General features: G+C 67.7%; 13 protein-coding genes. 5 read left to right on the forward strand and 8 right to left on the reverse strand.

Annotation, left to right across the window (positions count from 1 at the left end):
• Nucleotides 1–19 precede the first annotated feature (19 nt).
• On the reverse strand, nt 20–973 hold the full coding sequence (locus CBM2586_RS18480) for a GlxA family transcriptional regulator (protein ID WP_115689082.1): 954 nt from the start codon (nt 971–973) through the stop codon (nt 20–22).
• Nucleotides 974–1,167: 194 nt separating this feature from the next.
• On the opposite strand from CBM2586_RS18480, the gene CBM2586_RS18485 reads away from it, so the two are divergent.
• The 4 genes from CBM2586_RS18485 to CBM2586_RS18500 all read left to right on the forward strand — a co-directional run bounded on the left by CBM2586_RS18485 (nt 1,168) and on the right by CBM2586_RS18500 (nt 4,676).
• Complete coding sequence (locus CBM2586_RS18485; RefSeq protein WP_115689084.1) at nt 1,168–2,355, forward strand: MFS transporter; 1,188 nt, start codon at nt 1,168–1,170, stop codon at nt 2,353–2,355.
• Nucleotides 2,356–2,438: 83 nt separating this feature from the next.
• A complete protein-coding gene (locus CBM2586_RS18490; protein ID WP_115665520.1) occupies nt 2,439–2,879 on the forward strand; it encodes a cupin domain-containing protein in 441 nt (146 codons plus the stop codon).
• A 1-nt stretch (nt 2,880) separates the two neighbouring features.
• Nucleotides 2,881–3,336: a carboxymuconolactone decarboxylase family protein gene (locus CBM2586_RS18495; protein ID WP_115665519.1), complete on the forward strand. Its 456-nt coding sequence runs from the start codon at nt 2,881–2,883 to the stop codon at nt 3,334–3,336.
• A 272-nt stretch (nt 3,337–3,608) separates the two neighbouring features.
• The gene (locus CBM2586_RS18500) at nt 3,609–4,676 is read left to right on the forward strand and encodes a CBASS cGAMP-activated phospholipase (RefSeq protein ID WP_115689086.1); all 1,068 of its coding nucleotides are present in this window, start codon (nt 3,609–3,611) and stop codon (nt 4,674–4,676) included.
• 309 nt (nt 4,677–4,985) lie between these two features.
• Here the strand turns inward: CBM2586_RS18500 and CBM2586_RS18510 are convergent, their stop codons facing one another.
• From CBM2586_RS18510 to CBM2586_RS18540, 7 genes are all read right to left on the reverse strand, one after another.
• On the reverse strand, nt 4,986–5,759 hold the full coding sequence (locus CBM2586_RS18510; RefSeq protein ID WP_115689088.1) for a 4'-phosphopantetheinyl transferase family protein: 774 nt from the start codon (nt 5,757–5,759) through the stop codon (nt 4,986–4,988).
• Between the two features lie 20 nt (nt 5,760–5,779).
• Nucleotides 5,780–8,875, reverse strand: a complete 3,096-nt coding sequence (locus CBM2586_RS18515) for an acetoacetate--CoA ligase (protein ID WP_115665517.1) — start codon at nt 8,873–8,875, stop codon at nt 5,780–5,782.
• A gap of 263 nt (nt 8,876–9,138) precedes the next feature.
• Entirely contained in the window at nt 9,139–9,903 is a 765-nt protein-coding gene (gene arsH, locus CBM2586_RS18520; protein ID WP_115666491.1) for an arsenical resistance protein ArsH, read from the reverse strand.
• A 53-nt stretch (nt 9,904–9,956) separates the two neighbouring features.
• Complete coding sequence (gene arsB / locus CBM2586_RS18525; protein ID WP_115665516.1) at nt 9,957–11,033, reverse strand: ACR3 family arsenite efflux transporter; 1,077 nt, start codon at nt 11,031–11,033, stop codon at nt 9,957–9,959.
• 3 nt (nt 11,034–11,036) lie between these two features.
• A complete protein-coding gene (locus tag CBM2586_RS18530; protein WP_115665515.1) occupies nt 11,037–11,531 on the reverse strand; it encodes an arsenate reductase ArsC in 495 nt (164 codons plus the stop codon).
• 19 nt (nt 11,532–11,550) lie between these two features.
• On the reverse strand, nt 11,551–11,880 hold the full coding sequence (locus CBM2586_RS18535; protein ID WP_115665514.1) for an ArsR/SmtB family transcription factor: 330 nt from the start codon (nt 11,878–11,880) through the stop codon (nt 11,551–11,553).
• A 72-nt stretch (nt 11,881–11,952) separates the two neighbouring features.
• Nucleotides 11,953–12,939: an NADPH:quinone reductase gene (locus CBM2586_RS18540; protein ID WP_115689090.1), complete on the reverse strand. Its 987-nt coding sequence runs from the start codon at nt 12,937–12,939 to the stop codon at nt 11,953–11,955.
• Here CBM2586_RS18540 and CBM2586_RS18545 point away from each other — a divergent pair.
• Nucleotides 12,938–13,930, forward strand: coding sequence for an alpha/beta fold hydrolase (locus CBM2586_RS18545; protein WP_240987963.1), 993 nt, complete (start codon nt 12,938–12,940; stop codon nt 13,928–13,930). The two genes, CBM2586_RS18540 and CBM2586_RS18545, sit on opposite strands and share 2 nt — an antisense overlap.
• Nucleotides 13,931–14,018 lie beyond the last annotated feature (88 nt).

Here is a 14,018-nt window from a genome sequence, read left to right on the forward strand (position 1 = left end):
CGCATGAACGGTTTCGTGCTCATGCAGGCACGGTTGCACGCGTTGTCCGGCTCTGGCGGCGGACCGCCTGAGGCGGTTGCCCGGTAGTACGCAGGAAGGCGCGCCGCATCCGCTCGCGGTCCGAGAATCCCACCTCGTCCGCAATGGCGTCAAGCGACAGGCGGCCTTTTTCCAGCATCAGCCTGGCGGCCTCCACGCGCAGGCGTTCGATCGCCTTGGCGGGCGACTGGCCGGTCTCGGCGCTGAAGGCCCGGCTGAACTGGCGCGGGCTGAGCCCGGCGACGTCGGCCAGTTCGTCGACCGTCAGCGCCTTGCGCAAATTGGCGCTGGCATAGTCGATGGCCTTCTGGATCCGGTCGGACTTCGGGTCGAGGTCAAGCAAGGTGGAGAACTGCGACTGCCCTCCCGCGCGCCGATGGTAGATCACCAGCTTGCGCGCGACCGCGCGTGAGACCTCCTGGCCATGGTCCTTCTCGATCATGGCCAGCGCCATGTCGATGGTCGCGGTCATGCCGGCCGAAGTCCAGATCGGGCCGTCCACGATAAAGATCTGGTCCGCCTCGACGACCACCTTGGGGAAGTGCCGCTGCAGATCGTGCGCGAACCGCCAATGGGTGGTCGCGCGCCGGCCATCCAGCACGCCCGCGTGCGCCAGGATGAAGGCGCCGGTGCAAGGCGCGGCGATTCGCCGCGAGGTCTTCAGCGCGCGCCTGACAAACGCTGTCAGCGCCGCGGAAACCAGGTCGATTTCAACGCCGGAGCCGAACATGACCGTGTCGAACGCGGTCTTGCCGAACGGCTGCGACTCGACGCGGATACCTGCCGACGACATCACCAGTCCACCATGCTCGGAAAGCACCGTCACGTCGTAGGCGCGTTCTTCGAGCACGACGTTCGCCAGTTCGAACGCGGTAACCGCCGCCAGGGCCAACACATAGAAGTTCGGGAATACGACAAAGCCGATGGTGTGCATGGGTAGTCCTGATTGGGTGTCGCTGGGCGTGTCCTGAATTGACGGTATATATGACATTTGAGACGCGGTCAACGATGACTATGATTTGCTGGCGGGTCACTACCGGAGCGGTCGAAGAGGTGGCCGCGCAGTAGGCCGCGGCGTATGCGCCGCTTCCGCGTTCGACCTCAACCGCGTTTCGCAAGAGCTTTCGTATGGACCGTCGACTACTGATCCTGGCGCTGGGCATGTTCGCAATGGGCACCGACAACTTTGTCGTCGCCGGGATCCTGCCCAGCGTCGCGGCGTCGCTGCAGACATCGGTCAGCGTGGCAGGCCTGATGGTGACGTGCTACGCCTTGACCTATGCGGTAGCGGCGCCCGTGATGGCGGCCGTGGCCGGCGGCTTGCCGCGCAAGCTGCTGCTGGTCTCGGCGCTTGGCATCTTTGTCGTCGGCAACGCCATCAGCGCGCTCGCCACCGACGTGAGCTGGGTGCTGATGAGCCGGGCCCTGGCCGGGTTCGGCGCCGCGTTGTTTTCGCCCACCGCGCTGGGCGTTGCCGCGGCGCTAGCCTCACCGGAAAAACGCGGCCGCGCGCTCGCCACCGTAACCGCCGGGCTCACGGGCGCTACCGCGCTGGGATCGCCGCTCGGCACGCTGATCGGCGGCTTCGGCGGCTGGCGGTCGACGCTGTGGTTTGTCACGGCGCTGGGGGCCCTGGCGATGATCGGCGTCTGGAGCCTGCTGCCGTCGGTTCCGCTGCCCGCCGCGGTCAGGCTGCGCGAGCGGCTCGCCCCGATGCGCGACCCGCGCGTCGCGCTGACCTTGCTGACCTCGCTGTTCGCGTTCGGCGGATTCCTGATGGTCTACACATATGCCGGTGTGGTACTGGAGCCGGTGACGCACGGCGACGAACGCATGCTCGCGGGCTTGTTCCTGCTGTGGGGCGTTGCCGCCACGGTCGGCAACCTGCTCGCCGGCCGCCTGGTGGACCGGTTCGACAGCCGCCATATCGTCAATGCGATGCTGTGGACTGCCATCTTCAATTTCTGTGCGCTGCCGTGGACTGCTGCGCATCCGGTCAGCGCCATCATCGCGCTGGTCATCCGGGGCATCTGCGGATGGGGCCTCATCGTGCCGCAACAGCACCGGCTGGTGCAACTGTCGCCGCTGGTCGCGCCGCTGCTGCTGGCCCTGAACAATACGGCCACTTATCTCGGCCTTGCCGGCTCGGGCGTGCTTGGCGCCATCGTGCTGCGGTCGACCGGCGGGCAGTACCTGAGTCTCTTCGCTGCCGCGATGATCGCGCTCGCGTTCGTGCTGACCGCAGCCGCGCATCGCCGCAGCGGCCGGCCGGCCGTGCATCATCGCGCCACCGCCGCACCGGCCGAAGCGTTGTGACGCGCGCTGGCCACCTCGTTTCCCCGCGCCGTTGCCGGCCACGTTAACGGCGCTTTTTTTAGTACTTCCTGTCCTCCATACCCATGACACCTCGACATGCATTGCTTTCGATAATGGCCGCTGCCGGCCTGGCGTTTGCCGGGACCGCTGCCGCGCATGGCGCGCAACCGGCCGGCGCCGGCGATATCGTCAAGCCGAATTTCTCGCGCGCCATTTCCAACATTCCAGGTAAATCGCTGATCGCGGTGGAAGTCGTCTATCCGCCCGGAGGCGCTTCGTTGCCGCATACCCACGCCAGCTCGGCGTTCATCTACGCCTATGTGGTCTCGGGCCGCATCGCCAGCAAGGTGAACGACGAGCCGGAGCGCGTCTACAAGGCTGGCGAAGCATTCTTCGAGGAACCGGGCTCGCGCCATCGCGTGAGCCGTAATGCGGACCGGCGCAAGCCGGCCAAACTACTGGCCGTGTTCGTGGTGGATTCGCACGACACGGCGCTGACTACCCACGACCAGCAGGGAGGTTGAAATGAGGCTGGACTACACCAAGGCGGCGCCGGGTGGCATGAAGGCGTTCGGGTCTGTCTATGGCTATGTCACGCAGTCAGGCCTGGACGATGTCCTGGTCGCGCTGGTCTATCTGCGCGTCAGCCAGATCAACGGCTGCGCCTATTGCCTGGACATGCATACCCGAGACCTGATCCGGCACGGCGTCACGCCGGCAAAGCTGGCGCTCGTGCAAGCCTGGCACGAAGCGGGCACGTTGTTCAGCGAGCGCGAGAAGGCGGCCCTGGCCTGGGCGGAGTCGGTCACGCGCGTCGCGGATACCCAGGTGCCGGACGAACACTTCCAGCGTGCCGCTGCGGTATTCGGCGAGAAGGAACTCGCGGACCTGACCATGGCCATTGGCCTGATGAATGCGTTTAACCGGCTTGCCATCAGCTTCCGCCGTGCCCCGGATGCAGCATTGGCGGCGAACGCCTGACGCGGTTGCGATCGGAGGCTGCGCGCCGGAATCTCTGAGCGCGACGACAGCCTTTCGGGGTCGCGCGGGATTGCGCTTCGGCGCAAGTCAGAATGAAATGCCGTCTAACTGCCTGCATGATCGGGCTACATCGCCCGCGACGTTTCTGTAAAAACACGCAGCCGTCGCCTAGTATGGATGCGCATGGCACTCGGTCGGACTGCATTGGCACGAGACCTCGACGTGGGTTTGCGGCCGTGCGATGTCAGTTCATTCGGCAGCAGGGGGAATCCTTGGACGAGTCGGCTCCGGACCGGTTTCAGATCCTCGCGCTCTCGGGCGGCGGCTTTCGCGGGCTGTACACGGCCAGGCTGCTTGCCGATTTCGAGGAGGAAATCGGCGCTCCGATCGCGACCCGGTTCGACCTGATCGCGGGGACCTCGATCGGCGGGGTCATTGCGCTGGCGCTGGCGCTGGAACTGCCGGCAAGCCGCATCGTGGATCTGCTGACGCGGCACGGCGAGCAGATCTTCCAGCGGCGCTGGTCGCTGGCCGGCATCTGGCGCGCGCCGTTCGGCTCGCGCCGGCTGCTGGAACTGCTCTGCGCCGAGCATCTGTTCGGCGAACGCCTGCTCGGAGCCTGTGCGCACCGGGCGGTCATCCCCGCGATCAATTACTCCACCGGGCGGCCGCAGATTTTCAAGACGCCGCACCATGTCAATTTCAAGCGGGACTACAAGTTCCGCATCGCGGATATTGCGATGGCCACCAGTGCCGCGCCGGGCTACTTCGCGCGCTACACGTTCAACCACAACCAGTTCGTCGACGGCGGTCTTTACGCCAATGCGCCGGGTCTGCTGGCCGTGCATGAAGCGCAGTACTCGCTGCTGCGATCGCCCGCCGACGTGCACGTCATGGCGATTGGAACGATGTCGTCGAAGTTCACCGTGAACCCGCGCCGCAATCGCGAGGGCGGCACCTATGACTGGGGCGGCATCAATCCGGCCAACATGCCGCGGCGACTGTTCGGCCTGTCGATATCGGTCCAGGAAGCGCTGAGCGATTTCATGCTGTCGCATCTGCTGCCGGGGCGCTATGTGCTGGTCGACGATGATCTGACCGACCAGCGCGCGCGCGCCGTGGGCATGGACCGGGCCGACCACGCGGCACGGGAGGTGCTGCTCGGTGCGGCCTCGGAGCGGTCCAAGATCTGCATCGGCAGCCGCGAGTTCCAGCCGTTCCTGAGGCATCTCGCGCCCGCCCCGACCTTCTTTTACGGCGAGAACGAGAACGCCGGCGTGTTCGCGCGCCGCGGCATCGGTGCCACGGCGCAGGTGCACAGGATTGCGCCGGCGCGGTAGCCCCGGCTTACGCGACCGCGTGGAAGGGGCGGCGCAAGCCGTCCGGCATGGCGTCCGGCACGACGACCGGCTCCGGCCGGGCCGGCGCCGCGAGCGGCAGGTCCAGCAGCGCGCGCACGTCACGTTCGATCGTTGCCGGCGAGGCCGAGCGGCACAGGGTGCGGGCAAAGCGGGCGTCCAGGCCGGGCGGGTTTGCGGCAGGGCGGCAGACGCGGACCGGCGCGCATGCACGGCTGGCACCAGGGCGGCAGGCGTTACGTGTAACGTAACGTGTTACGCGGCCGGACCCGCGCCAGGCCGCGGGACCGGTCAGCAGCGGTGCCACGTGAGACTCGCGTCCGGCAGCGCTACGGCCAGCGCCGCCCTGAAATCCGCGCCGGCATCCAGGTCCAGGCAACTCCAGCCGGACATGGCCGTGCCATCGCGCGAAGCCCGCCAATGGCCCGCGCCGCGCTGCCAGTCGTCTTCCGTCGTGTACGCGCTGGGATCGGCCGAAAGGCCCGTGCCGAGCGCTTTCAGCAGCGCTTCCTTGCGCGTCCAGATGCTCAGCAGCGCATCGGCCGAAGCGGACCGCGCGCGCGCGAGCCGCTGCGCTTCCTGCGGGGAAAATATGCCGCGCCCGAATTCCGGGACGCCCGCGATGTTCTCGCCACCGGCACGCCGCTCCACGTCCACGCCGAGGCAGCAAGCCCGGGCGAAGGCCAGCAGCGCCAGTCCGTCGGTGTGGGACACGCTGAAAGCGAGCCGCGCCTGCGGCCATTGCAGCACCGGCTTGCCGAACGCCGATATCGTGAAGCGCAGCGCCTCGGGCCGGCAGTGCAGGTAGCCGCCGAGCAGCCAGCGCAGCAGCCCGCGCCGGGCGACATAGCCATTGCAATGCCTGGCGTGCCGGAAGGCCAGGGCGCGTGCGCGCTCGTCCGGCGCCAGCGTGTGGGCCAGCCGGGTGCATGCCGGATTGACCTGCGTGTCAGCCAGCTCCCATACCTGCACCGCCCCGTCCGGCAACGCGAGGCGCTCCGGTTGCGGCAGCACCAGCGGCGCGGCAGCGCAAGCGCCTCGTGTGGCAAGGCCATCCTGTTGCATGCTGTGCAAGGTCCGCGGCGTCACGCGCGCGCCAGCCCTTCGTCCAGGATCGCCGCCACCGTCTGCAGGTTGGGTTCGAGCACCAGGTCGAAATGGCTGCAGGGCACTTCGGCAATGGTCAGGCCGCCCAGCGCGACGCGCCGCCACAGCGACAGCGGATCGCCGCGCTGCTGCTGCCTGACCGCGGCGCGCAGATAGAGCACCGGCCCGGCGTGGTAGGGACGCGGCCGATAGGTGGTCATGGCGCGCACCATGGTCTCGCGCACCTGCCGCAGTGCCGGCGGCAGCGATTCGGACAGCGCGTCCGGCTTGCAGGTGATGCCGCCGCGGCGTATGCCGACGCCTTCGGCGGCGCGGCGCAGCGCGTACTTCAGGTAGCGCACGCGCTGTGCCGCCGGCACCGCGCGCAGCTTGCGCAGCTGCCAGGCGGGATAGCTCCAGCAGAAGCGCATCCACGTGCGCCATGGCAGGAAATGCTCGCAGACATAGGTGTCGAGCAGGCACAGCAGCTCGACCTGCTCGCCGGCGCGGGTCAGCTGTTGCGCCATCTCGAACACCACCAGCCCGCCGAAGGAGTAGCCGGCCAGCGCGTACGGACCGCTCGGCTGCAGGCTGCGGATCTGCTCGATGTAGCTGGCCGCCATATCCTCGACGCGCCGCTGCGTCGGCTGTTCGCCGTCGAGGCCGCGTGCCTGCAGCCCGTAGACCGGGCGCGAGGTGCGCAGCGCGTTGACCATGCCCCAGCACTCCATCACCGAACCGCTCGCGCCGTGCACCAGGAACAGCGGCGAGCCGGTGCCGCCGCGTACCGGCACCAGGTTGGGCGAAGGCTGCGGCGTCGCGGCTTCGTCGATCGCCGCGGCCAGCCCTGCAATGGTGGGCGCGAACAACAGCGTCGCCAGCGGAATCGTGCGGCCGGTCGACTGGTACACGTCCGCCAGCAGCCGCGCGGCCAGCAGCGAATGTCCGCCCAGATCGAAGAAGTTGTCGTCGCGGCCGATCGGGGCGAAGTCGAACAAGCGCTCCCACAGGGCCTGCAGATGGCGTTCGAGCTGCTCGCGCGACGTCCCGGGCGCGGGCAGTTCGCGCGCTGCCAGGTTCAGGGCCGGATGACAGCGGATGGCGTCGAGGCAGTCCGGATTGCGCAACGCCGCGGCATTGCCCACCGGCAGGCCGTTGACCGCATTGCGCGCCGCCGCTTCGGAGAACTTGCCATTGTGCGTGACCGGCAGCGCCGGCACGGCGAGGATGCGGTCGGGCACATGCGTTGGCGAGGCGCGGCGCGCCAGGTCGCGGCGCACGCGGGCGGCCAGCGTGCCGGTCAGCGCGACCCCGTCCTGCAGGACCAGCAGCAGCACCATGCGCTGGTCGTAGCGCTCGGCGTGGGTGCGGTCGGGCGGCGCCGTGCGCGCGCGCTGCTCGACCACCATCGCCTCGCGGATCTCGGGGATATCGCGCAGCACCCGATAGATCTCGCCCGGCCCGACATTGACGCCGCGCACATTGAGCACGCCGTCGGACCGGCCATGCAGCCGCGCCGTGCCTTCGGGCGGAAAGTCGATGCGGTCGCCGTGGGTCCAGACCCCAGCGTTGGCCGAGAAGTAGGCCTTGTGGAAGCCCTGGCCGTCGGTGTCGCCATAGAAGCCGAGCGGACGCGACGGAAACGGGTTCGCGCACACCAGCTCGCCGATGCCGCTGGTACGCGCGCCGTGTTCCCACGCCTGCACATCGAGCGCCAGGCTCTTGCACTGGGCTTCGCCCGCATAGACCGGCAGGTTCGGATTGCCCAGCACGAAGCAGCCGAGGATGTCGGTGCCGCCCGAAATCGACTGCAGCGGCAAGGCCTTGACGTGATCGCGCACCCATTCGAACTGCGCGTCGAACAGCACCGATCCGGTCGACATCATCGCGCGCAGCGCGCTCAGGTCGAACTGCTGGCCGGGCACCAGGCCGGCGTCCTCGCACATCTTCAGGTAGGCGGGGCTGGTGCCGAACACCGTGACGCGCTCGTCCGCGACCAGGCGCCACAAGGCGTCGACCGTGGCGATCGGGCCGTCATAGGTCACGATCTCGACCCCGGACGCCAGCGCCGACAGCTGCCAGTTCCACATCATCCACGCGCAGGTGGTGTGGAAGTACATGCGGTCGCCGGGCCGCAGGTCGGAATGCAGCCGGTGCTCCTTCAGGTGCTCCAGCAGGCTGCCGCCGGCGCCGTGCACGATGCACTTGGGCTTGCCGGTGGTGCCCGACGAAAACATGATGAAGAGCGGATGGTTGAACGGAAAGCGCTGGAACACGAAGCGCTCCGCGTCGCCACGGTCGATCAGGTCGGCCAGCGCATGGACCGGCTGGATGACGGAGGCCGGCAAGGCGCCGTCGTCGAGCTGGACGATGCCCTGCAGCGAAGGCAGCGCGGCAGCCAGGCCGGCGACGTTGTCCGCCAGCGGGACGCCGGTGTCGAAGGCGCGCTGCGCGGTGTGCGCGAGCAGCAGCCGCGGCGCCAGCGGAGCGAAGCGGTCGAGCAGGGTCTCGACGCTCATCTCGGCCGCGGCCGTGGACAGCGTGGCGCCGAGCGCGGTCACCGCCAGTGCGGCGACGATGGCTTCGGCGTCGTTGCGCATCACACCCACCACGTGGTCGCCTTCGCGCAACCCCAGCTGCGCCAACGCATGTGCGGCGCGCGCAACACGCTGGCGCAGCTCGCCCCGGGTCAGGCGTTCACGCCGGCCATCGGCGTGGCAGGCGGTCACGGCCGGTGCGCCTGGACCCGCGACCTCCAGCCCAAGCAGGTTGTCCGCATAGTTCAGCAGCAGGTTCGGGAAGAAGCGGGCGTGCTCGCAATCGTCGCCGACGCACACCGGTTCGGCGCTGCCGGACCACGCCAGCCCCTGCGACCAGTGCAGGAAGCAGCGCCAGAAGGTCCGGTATTCCCGTACCGAGTAATCGTGCAGCGCGCCGTAGCGTTGGAACGACTGGCCGGTGCACGCCTGCAGCGCCGCCGTGAATGCGGTCATCTGCGACGCCACGGCGCGCTCGGGCGAGCTGACGTAAATGGGAATGCGACCCTGGTTGACGCTCGGGCAGAACGATGCGTCCAACAAGTAAAATCGATCCATCCGATGCTCCTGAGAGACCGGTGCACGCCATTCGAAGTGATGGCGTGTTCATGGCATCGAGATTAATGGCTGGCAGATTCTGGTCTGTGCGTCATCGCACGCACCCCCGCCAGCCTGGCCTCCGGCACAGCCCGCTTGCGCCGCGGCACCCATGCCGGACCAGCGTTCCCGGCCGCCGCGCCATGCTGGCGGACTGTGCCCCCATCAAGGAGGGAACCTGCCAGCCGCGTGGCGCGTGTGATGAGTTCGGTACCGGCAGGGCGCTATTCGACTTCGCCGCTGTCGGTATCGCCAACCTGCGCGTCGCGCTCATGGTGCATCGCCGCCGCGGCAAGCGTCGTGGCCGCGGCCGGCGCGGCCTCCTTGCGCTCGCTGTAGCGATCGGTCAGGTAATCGCTGCGGTCGCGCACGAGCAGTGTGAACTTGTAGAGTTCCTCCATGACGTCGACCACGCGGTCATAGTACGCGGAAGGTTTCATGCGGCCGCTGGCATCGAACTCCTGGTACGCCTTGGCCACCGACGACTGGTTCGGGATCGTCACCATGCGCATCCAGCGTCCCAGCACCCGCAGCGCATTGACGGCATTGAAGGACTGCGAGCCGCCGCAGACCTGCATCACGGCCAGCGTGCGCCCCTGGGTGGGACGGATGCCGCCGAATTCCAGCGGCAGCCAGTCGATCTGGTTCTTGAATACCGCCGTCAGCGTGCCGTGGCGCTCGGGGCTGCACCACACCTGGCCTTCCGACCACTCGGAAAGCTGGCGCAGTTCCACCACCCTGGGATGGTCGGCCGGGACGCTGTCGCATATCGGCAAGCCGTGCGGGTCGAATACCCGGGTTTCCGCGCCGAAGTGCTGCAGGAGCCGTTCGGCCTCGTGCACCAGCAGCCGGCTATATGACGTTTCGCGCAGCGAGCCGTAGAGCAGCAGGATGCGCGGGGCATGCGTACTGGTGCGGGCTGGCTCCAGCTTGCGCAGGTCCGGCGTGTCCAGTACTGCCGTATCGATATTGGGCAGGTCCTGCCTGATCATTCCATCCTCCGTCCCTGCGCATCGCAGGGCGCTACTGACATGCCGGTGCTTCAGCGGGCACCGGCCTCATACCAGGACTGCGACCGGTTGACGATGGCGACCACCAGCAGCATGACCGGTACCTCGATGAGAACGCCAACCACGGTGGCCAGCGCCGCGCCGGACTGGAAGCCGAACAGGCTGATGGCGGTGGCCACCGCCAGCTCGAAGAAGTTGCTGGCGCCGATCAGGCTGGACGGACCGGCGACGCAATGCGCAACGCCCAGCTTGCGGTTGAGCAGGTAGGCCAGTCCCGAGTTGAAGAAGACCTGGATCAGGATCGGCACCGCCAGCAAGGCAATCACCAGCGGCTGCTCGATAATGGCCTTGCCCTGGAACGCGAACAGCAGGACCAGCGTCAGCAGCAGCGCGGTGATGGAGTACGGGCCGAGGCGCCGGACCGCGCGCTGGAAATGCGCCACGCCGCGTCGCAGCATCATCTTGCGCAGCGCTTGCGAGAGAATCACCGGCACCACGATGTACAAGGCCACCGAGGTGAGCAGCGTATCCCACGGCACCGTGATCGCGGACAGGCCCAGCAGCAGCGCCACCACCGGCGCGAAGGTGACCACCATGATGGCATCGTTCAGCGCCACCTGCGACAGCGTGAAATACGGATCGCCCTTGCACAGCTGGCTCCAGACGAACACCATGGCCGTGCACGGCGCCGCGGCCAGCAGGATCAGGCCGGCCACATAGCTGTCGAGCTGGTCGGCCGGCAACAGCGGCGCAAACAGCTGGCGCACGAAGATCCAGCCGAGCAGCGCCATCGAGAACGGCTTGACCGCCCAGTTGATGAACAGCGTCACGCCGATGCCGCGCCAATGGGATTTCACCTGCCCGAGCGCGCTGAAATCGATCTTGATCAGCATGGGGACGATCATCACCCAGATCAGGAGCCCCACCGGCAGGTTTACCTGCGCATATTCCATTTGCGCGATCGCCTGGAACACGCTCGGCAGCATCTGCCCCAGTGCGATCCCGGCGACAATGCAAAGCGCGACCCAGACGGTCAGATAGCGCTCGAAGAAACCGATGGCCGGCCTGGCCCCTGCCGGGCCCGATGCTGCAACGTGCTGGTTCGCCATGGTTCAGCTCCGCCCCAGGCGCTGCAGCGCCTGTTCCAGCTCGGCGTTGCTCATGTCGTCGACCGGCAGCTGCAGCAGTTGTTGCATGCGGTAGGCGATGGCCTGCCGGGTCAGCTCGAAGGCCTGGCGCTTGTTGTCGTCGCTGCCTTCGGTGCGGGACGGATCGGGATAGCCCCAATGCACTTTGACCGGGCTGCCGGGCCAGTACGGGCAGGCTTCTTGCGCCGCGCTGTCGCACACCGTGATCACGATGCGCATGGGCGGGGCGTGGTCGCCGGCGAATTCGTCCCAGCTCTTGCTGCGCAGGTCGCCCACGTCGACGCCGGCGTTGGCGAGCGCTTCGATGGCGAACGGGTTGACGCGGCCGCTGGGCGCGCTGCCCGCGCTATAGGCGCGGACGTCGCGGCCGGCGCGCCGCGCCAGGTGGTTCAGCATCCCTTCGCCCAGCACGCTGCGCGCCGAGTTGTGGGTGCAAAGGATCAGTACGTTGGTAGTCATGAGGCCGGCTCAGGAAGGGTCAGCACGCCGGGTCGACCGCACAGGGCGATACCGGCGAACACGGATTGCCGCCGCAGCAGTTCTGCGTCAGGTAAGCCAGCAAGCCATTCATGGTGTCGAAATGCGCCATGTAGATGATCGAGCGGCCGTCCTGGCGGCTGGTCAGCAAGCCGGCGTGGTGCAGTTCCTTCAGGTGGAAGGACAGCGAGGACGCCGGAATCTCGATCTGTTCGGCGATCCGGCCGGCGGGCAAGCCGGCCGGGCCTGCCTGCACCAGCAGCCTGAACACCGCCAGGCGGATCGAATGGGCGAGCGCGGCGAGCGCGGTGAGGGCGTCATCGGTTTCCATGTTTCGAATATATTCGAAACATGGAAATGTAGCAAGCCCGATGGCTTGGTTGCCAGCACCGGCGGGCGGGTCCTATTCCGGCTGGATCTCCAGGATGACGTTGCCGATCAGCTTGCCGCTTTCGACCGCCTCGTGCGCCTGCGCGATGGCCGAGAGCGGGAAGCGGGCCCCGATGGCATGCGTCAGCCTGCTGTCCTCCATCAGGCTGGTGAGCCCGGCGATGGCGCGTTCCCGATCGGCGCGGCAGAGGTCGTATACAAGAAAGAAGCGGAGGCTGATCGAGCTGAACAGCAGGTCGCGAAACGGGACCGGAATATCGCCATACGTGTTCGAGCCATAGCAGGCCAGCGTGCCGTGTGGCCTCAGCACGCCTTGCGCCAGCAGTGGTGCCGTGGTGGAGAAGTCCATATCGACCATGGCATCCACGCCCTTGCCGCCGGTCAGCGCCATCACGGCTGGCGCAACCGGCTGCTGCTTGTAGTCGATCGTTGCCTGCGCGCCGGCCGCCAGCGCATGGTTCGCCTTCTGTGCCGATCCCACGGTGCCAATGACCGAGGCACCGGCACAGGTGGCCAGCTGCACGACATAATGGCCAACGGCGGACGACGCGCCAATGACCAGTACCGTCTTTCCGGCGATGTCGCCGAGCAGATGGACGGCCTGGAAGGCCGTCATCGCCGGAATGCCAAGGCAGGCGCCCGCCGCGAGACCGGTAGTCGCGGGCAATGCCACGGCCTGCGCCTGCGGCAATGCGATGTACTCGGCCGCGGTGCCCAGGGGCCGCTGCCATTGGCCGTTCCAGATCCAGACACGCTCGCCGATCCGGCCCGGCGCTACGCCGGCGCCCACTGCGTCGATCACGCCGGCCCCGTCACTGTGCGGCACCACGCGCTCGCCCGTCAGCGGCCGGCCATGCCGGGACTTGACGTCGGACGGATTGACGCCGGAGGTGGCCAGCCTGACCCGGACTTCGCCAGGCCCTGGCGATGGCGTGGGCAGTTCACCGACCTCCAGGACTTGCCGGGCGGCTCCGTTCCTGCTGTACCAGGCAGCGTGCATGATCTCTCCCGCGTGTGGACCGCATGTCGCCATCGTCCCGCGCGACGAAGGCAAGCCGATGGCGCAAGCATCGGGTTTGCGCGGTTGCGTGTCAAACCATGTTTTCCCGTTGCGCGCGCACTACTATTCATCCAGCGCGCCGTCATTGTTTCGCACCCGACTTTCTCCTTGCGTCGCGTTGCAGCGGAGCATCCAAGTGCCAGACGTAACGTCCGATGGGGTTTCCATTCACTACGAGGTCACGGGCCAGGGTTCGCCCGTGCTGCTGCTGGCCGGACTTGCCGGCGTGGGCGCGTCCTGGGGGCCGCAGATCGGTCTGTTCGCCGGGCGGCACCGGGTGATCGTACCCGACCATCGCGGCACCGGCGCGTCCACGCACACCGCATCCGGCATGACCATCACGCAACACGCGCTGGATATGGCGCGGGTCGTCGCGGACGCTGGTTGCGGCCCCGTCCATGCGGTGGGTTCCTCCACCGGCGGCGCCATCGCGCAAGTGCTGGCCATCCATCATCGCCATTGGCTGCGCAGCGCCACCATCCTTTCCTCGATCGCGCGCGCCGACGCGTTCTACCGCCGGCAGTTCGACATGCGCCGGCGCATGCTTGCCGACTCGGGCCTGCGCGCGTCCACCGAAGCCAACGCCTTGTTCCTGTTCGATCCGGCATTCATGCGTGACCACCCGCAGCAGGTGCAGGGGTGGGTGGATGCCACTGCCTCGGTCGCCTTCGAACGCGAGATTGCCTTTGCCCGGATCGACATGATCGTCGGGCACGACGCCTTCGACGCGCTGCCATCGATCACCACGCCCACGCTGGTGCTGGTGGGCAAACGCGACTTCTGCGCGCCTGCCCACCTTTCGGCGGAACTGGCAGAGCGGATCCCGGGCGCCGAGTTTGCCGTGCTGGATGGCGGTCACTTCATCTTCCTGGAGAAGCCCGCGCTGCTGCACGACACGGTCGAGGCTTTCATCGCCAGGCACGAGGGATGAGGTGCCTGATCACTACTTGCCCGGCCATGCAGCGCGGCGTGCGTCGAAGTCACCGTCGGCCCTGATCCGGCGTGAACTGCAACCGGCA

Source organism: Cupriavidus taiwanensis (genome assembly GCF_900250115.1).
GTDB lineage: Bacteria > Pseudomonadota > Gammaproteobacteria > Burkholderiales > Burkholderiaceae > Cupriavidus > Cupriavidus taiwanensis_B.

Excerpts from the sequence above, each read along its gene's own strand:
- CBM2586_RS18535 (WP_115665514.1), bottom strand. The coding sequence starts at position 11,880 with ATGGAAACCGATGACGCCCTCACCGCGCTCGCCGCGCTCGCCCATTCG.
- CBM2586_RS18485 (WP_115689084.1), top strand. The coding sequence starts at position 1,168 with ATGGACCGTCGACTACTGATCCTGGCGCTGGGCATGTTCGCAATGGGC.
- CBM2586_RS18490 (WP_115665520.1), top strand. The coding sequence starts at position 2,439 with ATGACACCTCGACATGCATTGCTTTCGATAATGGCCGCTGCCGGCCTG.
- CBM2586_RS18530 (WP_115665515.1), bottom strand. The coding sequence starts at position 11,531 with ATGACTACCAACGTACTGATCCTTTGCACCCACAACTCGGCGCGCAGC.
- CBM2586_RS18545 (WP_240987963.1), top strand. The coding sequence starts at position 12,938 with ATGATCTCTCCCGCGTGTGGACCGCATGTCGCCATCGTCCCGCGCGAC.
- CBM2586_RS18510 (WP_115689088.1), bottom strand. The coding sequence starts at position 5,759 with ATGCAACAGGATGGCCTTGCCACACGAGGCGCTTGCGCTGCCGCGCCG.
- CBM2586_RS18515 (WP_115665517.1), bottom strand. The coding sequence starts at position 8,875 with ATGGATCGATTTTACTTGTTGGACGCATCGTTCTGCCCGAGCGTCAAC.
- CBM2586_RS18540 (WP_115689090.1), bottom strand. The coding sequence starts at position 12,939 with ATGCACGCTGCCTGGTACAGCAGGAACGGAGCCGCCCGGCAAGTCCTG.
- arsB (WP_115665516.1), bottom strand. The coding sequence starts at position 11,033 with ATGGCGAACCAGCACGTTGCAGCATCGGGCCCGGCAGGGGCCAGGCCG.
- CBM2586_RS18480 (WP_115689082.1), bottom strand. The coding sequence starts at position 973 with ATGCACACCATCGGCTTTGTCGTATTCCCGAACTTCTATGTGTTGGCC.
- CBM2586_RS18495 (WP_115665519.1), top strand. The coding sequence starts at position 2,881 with ATGAGGCTGGACTACACCAAGGCGGCGCCGGGTGGCATGAAGGCGTTC.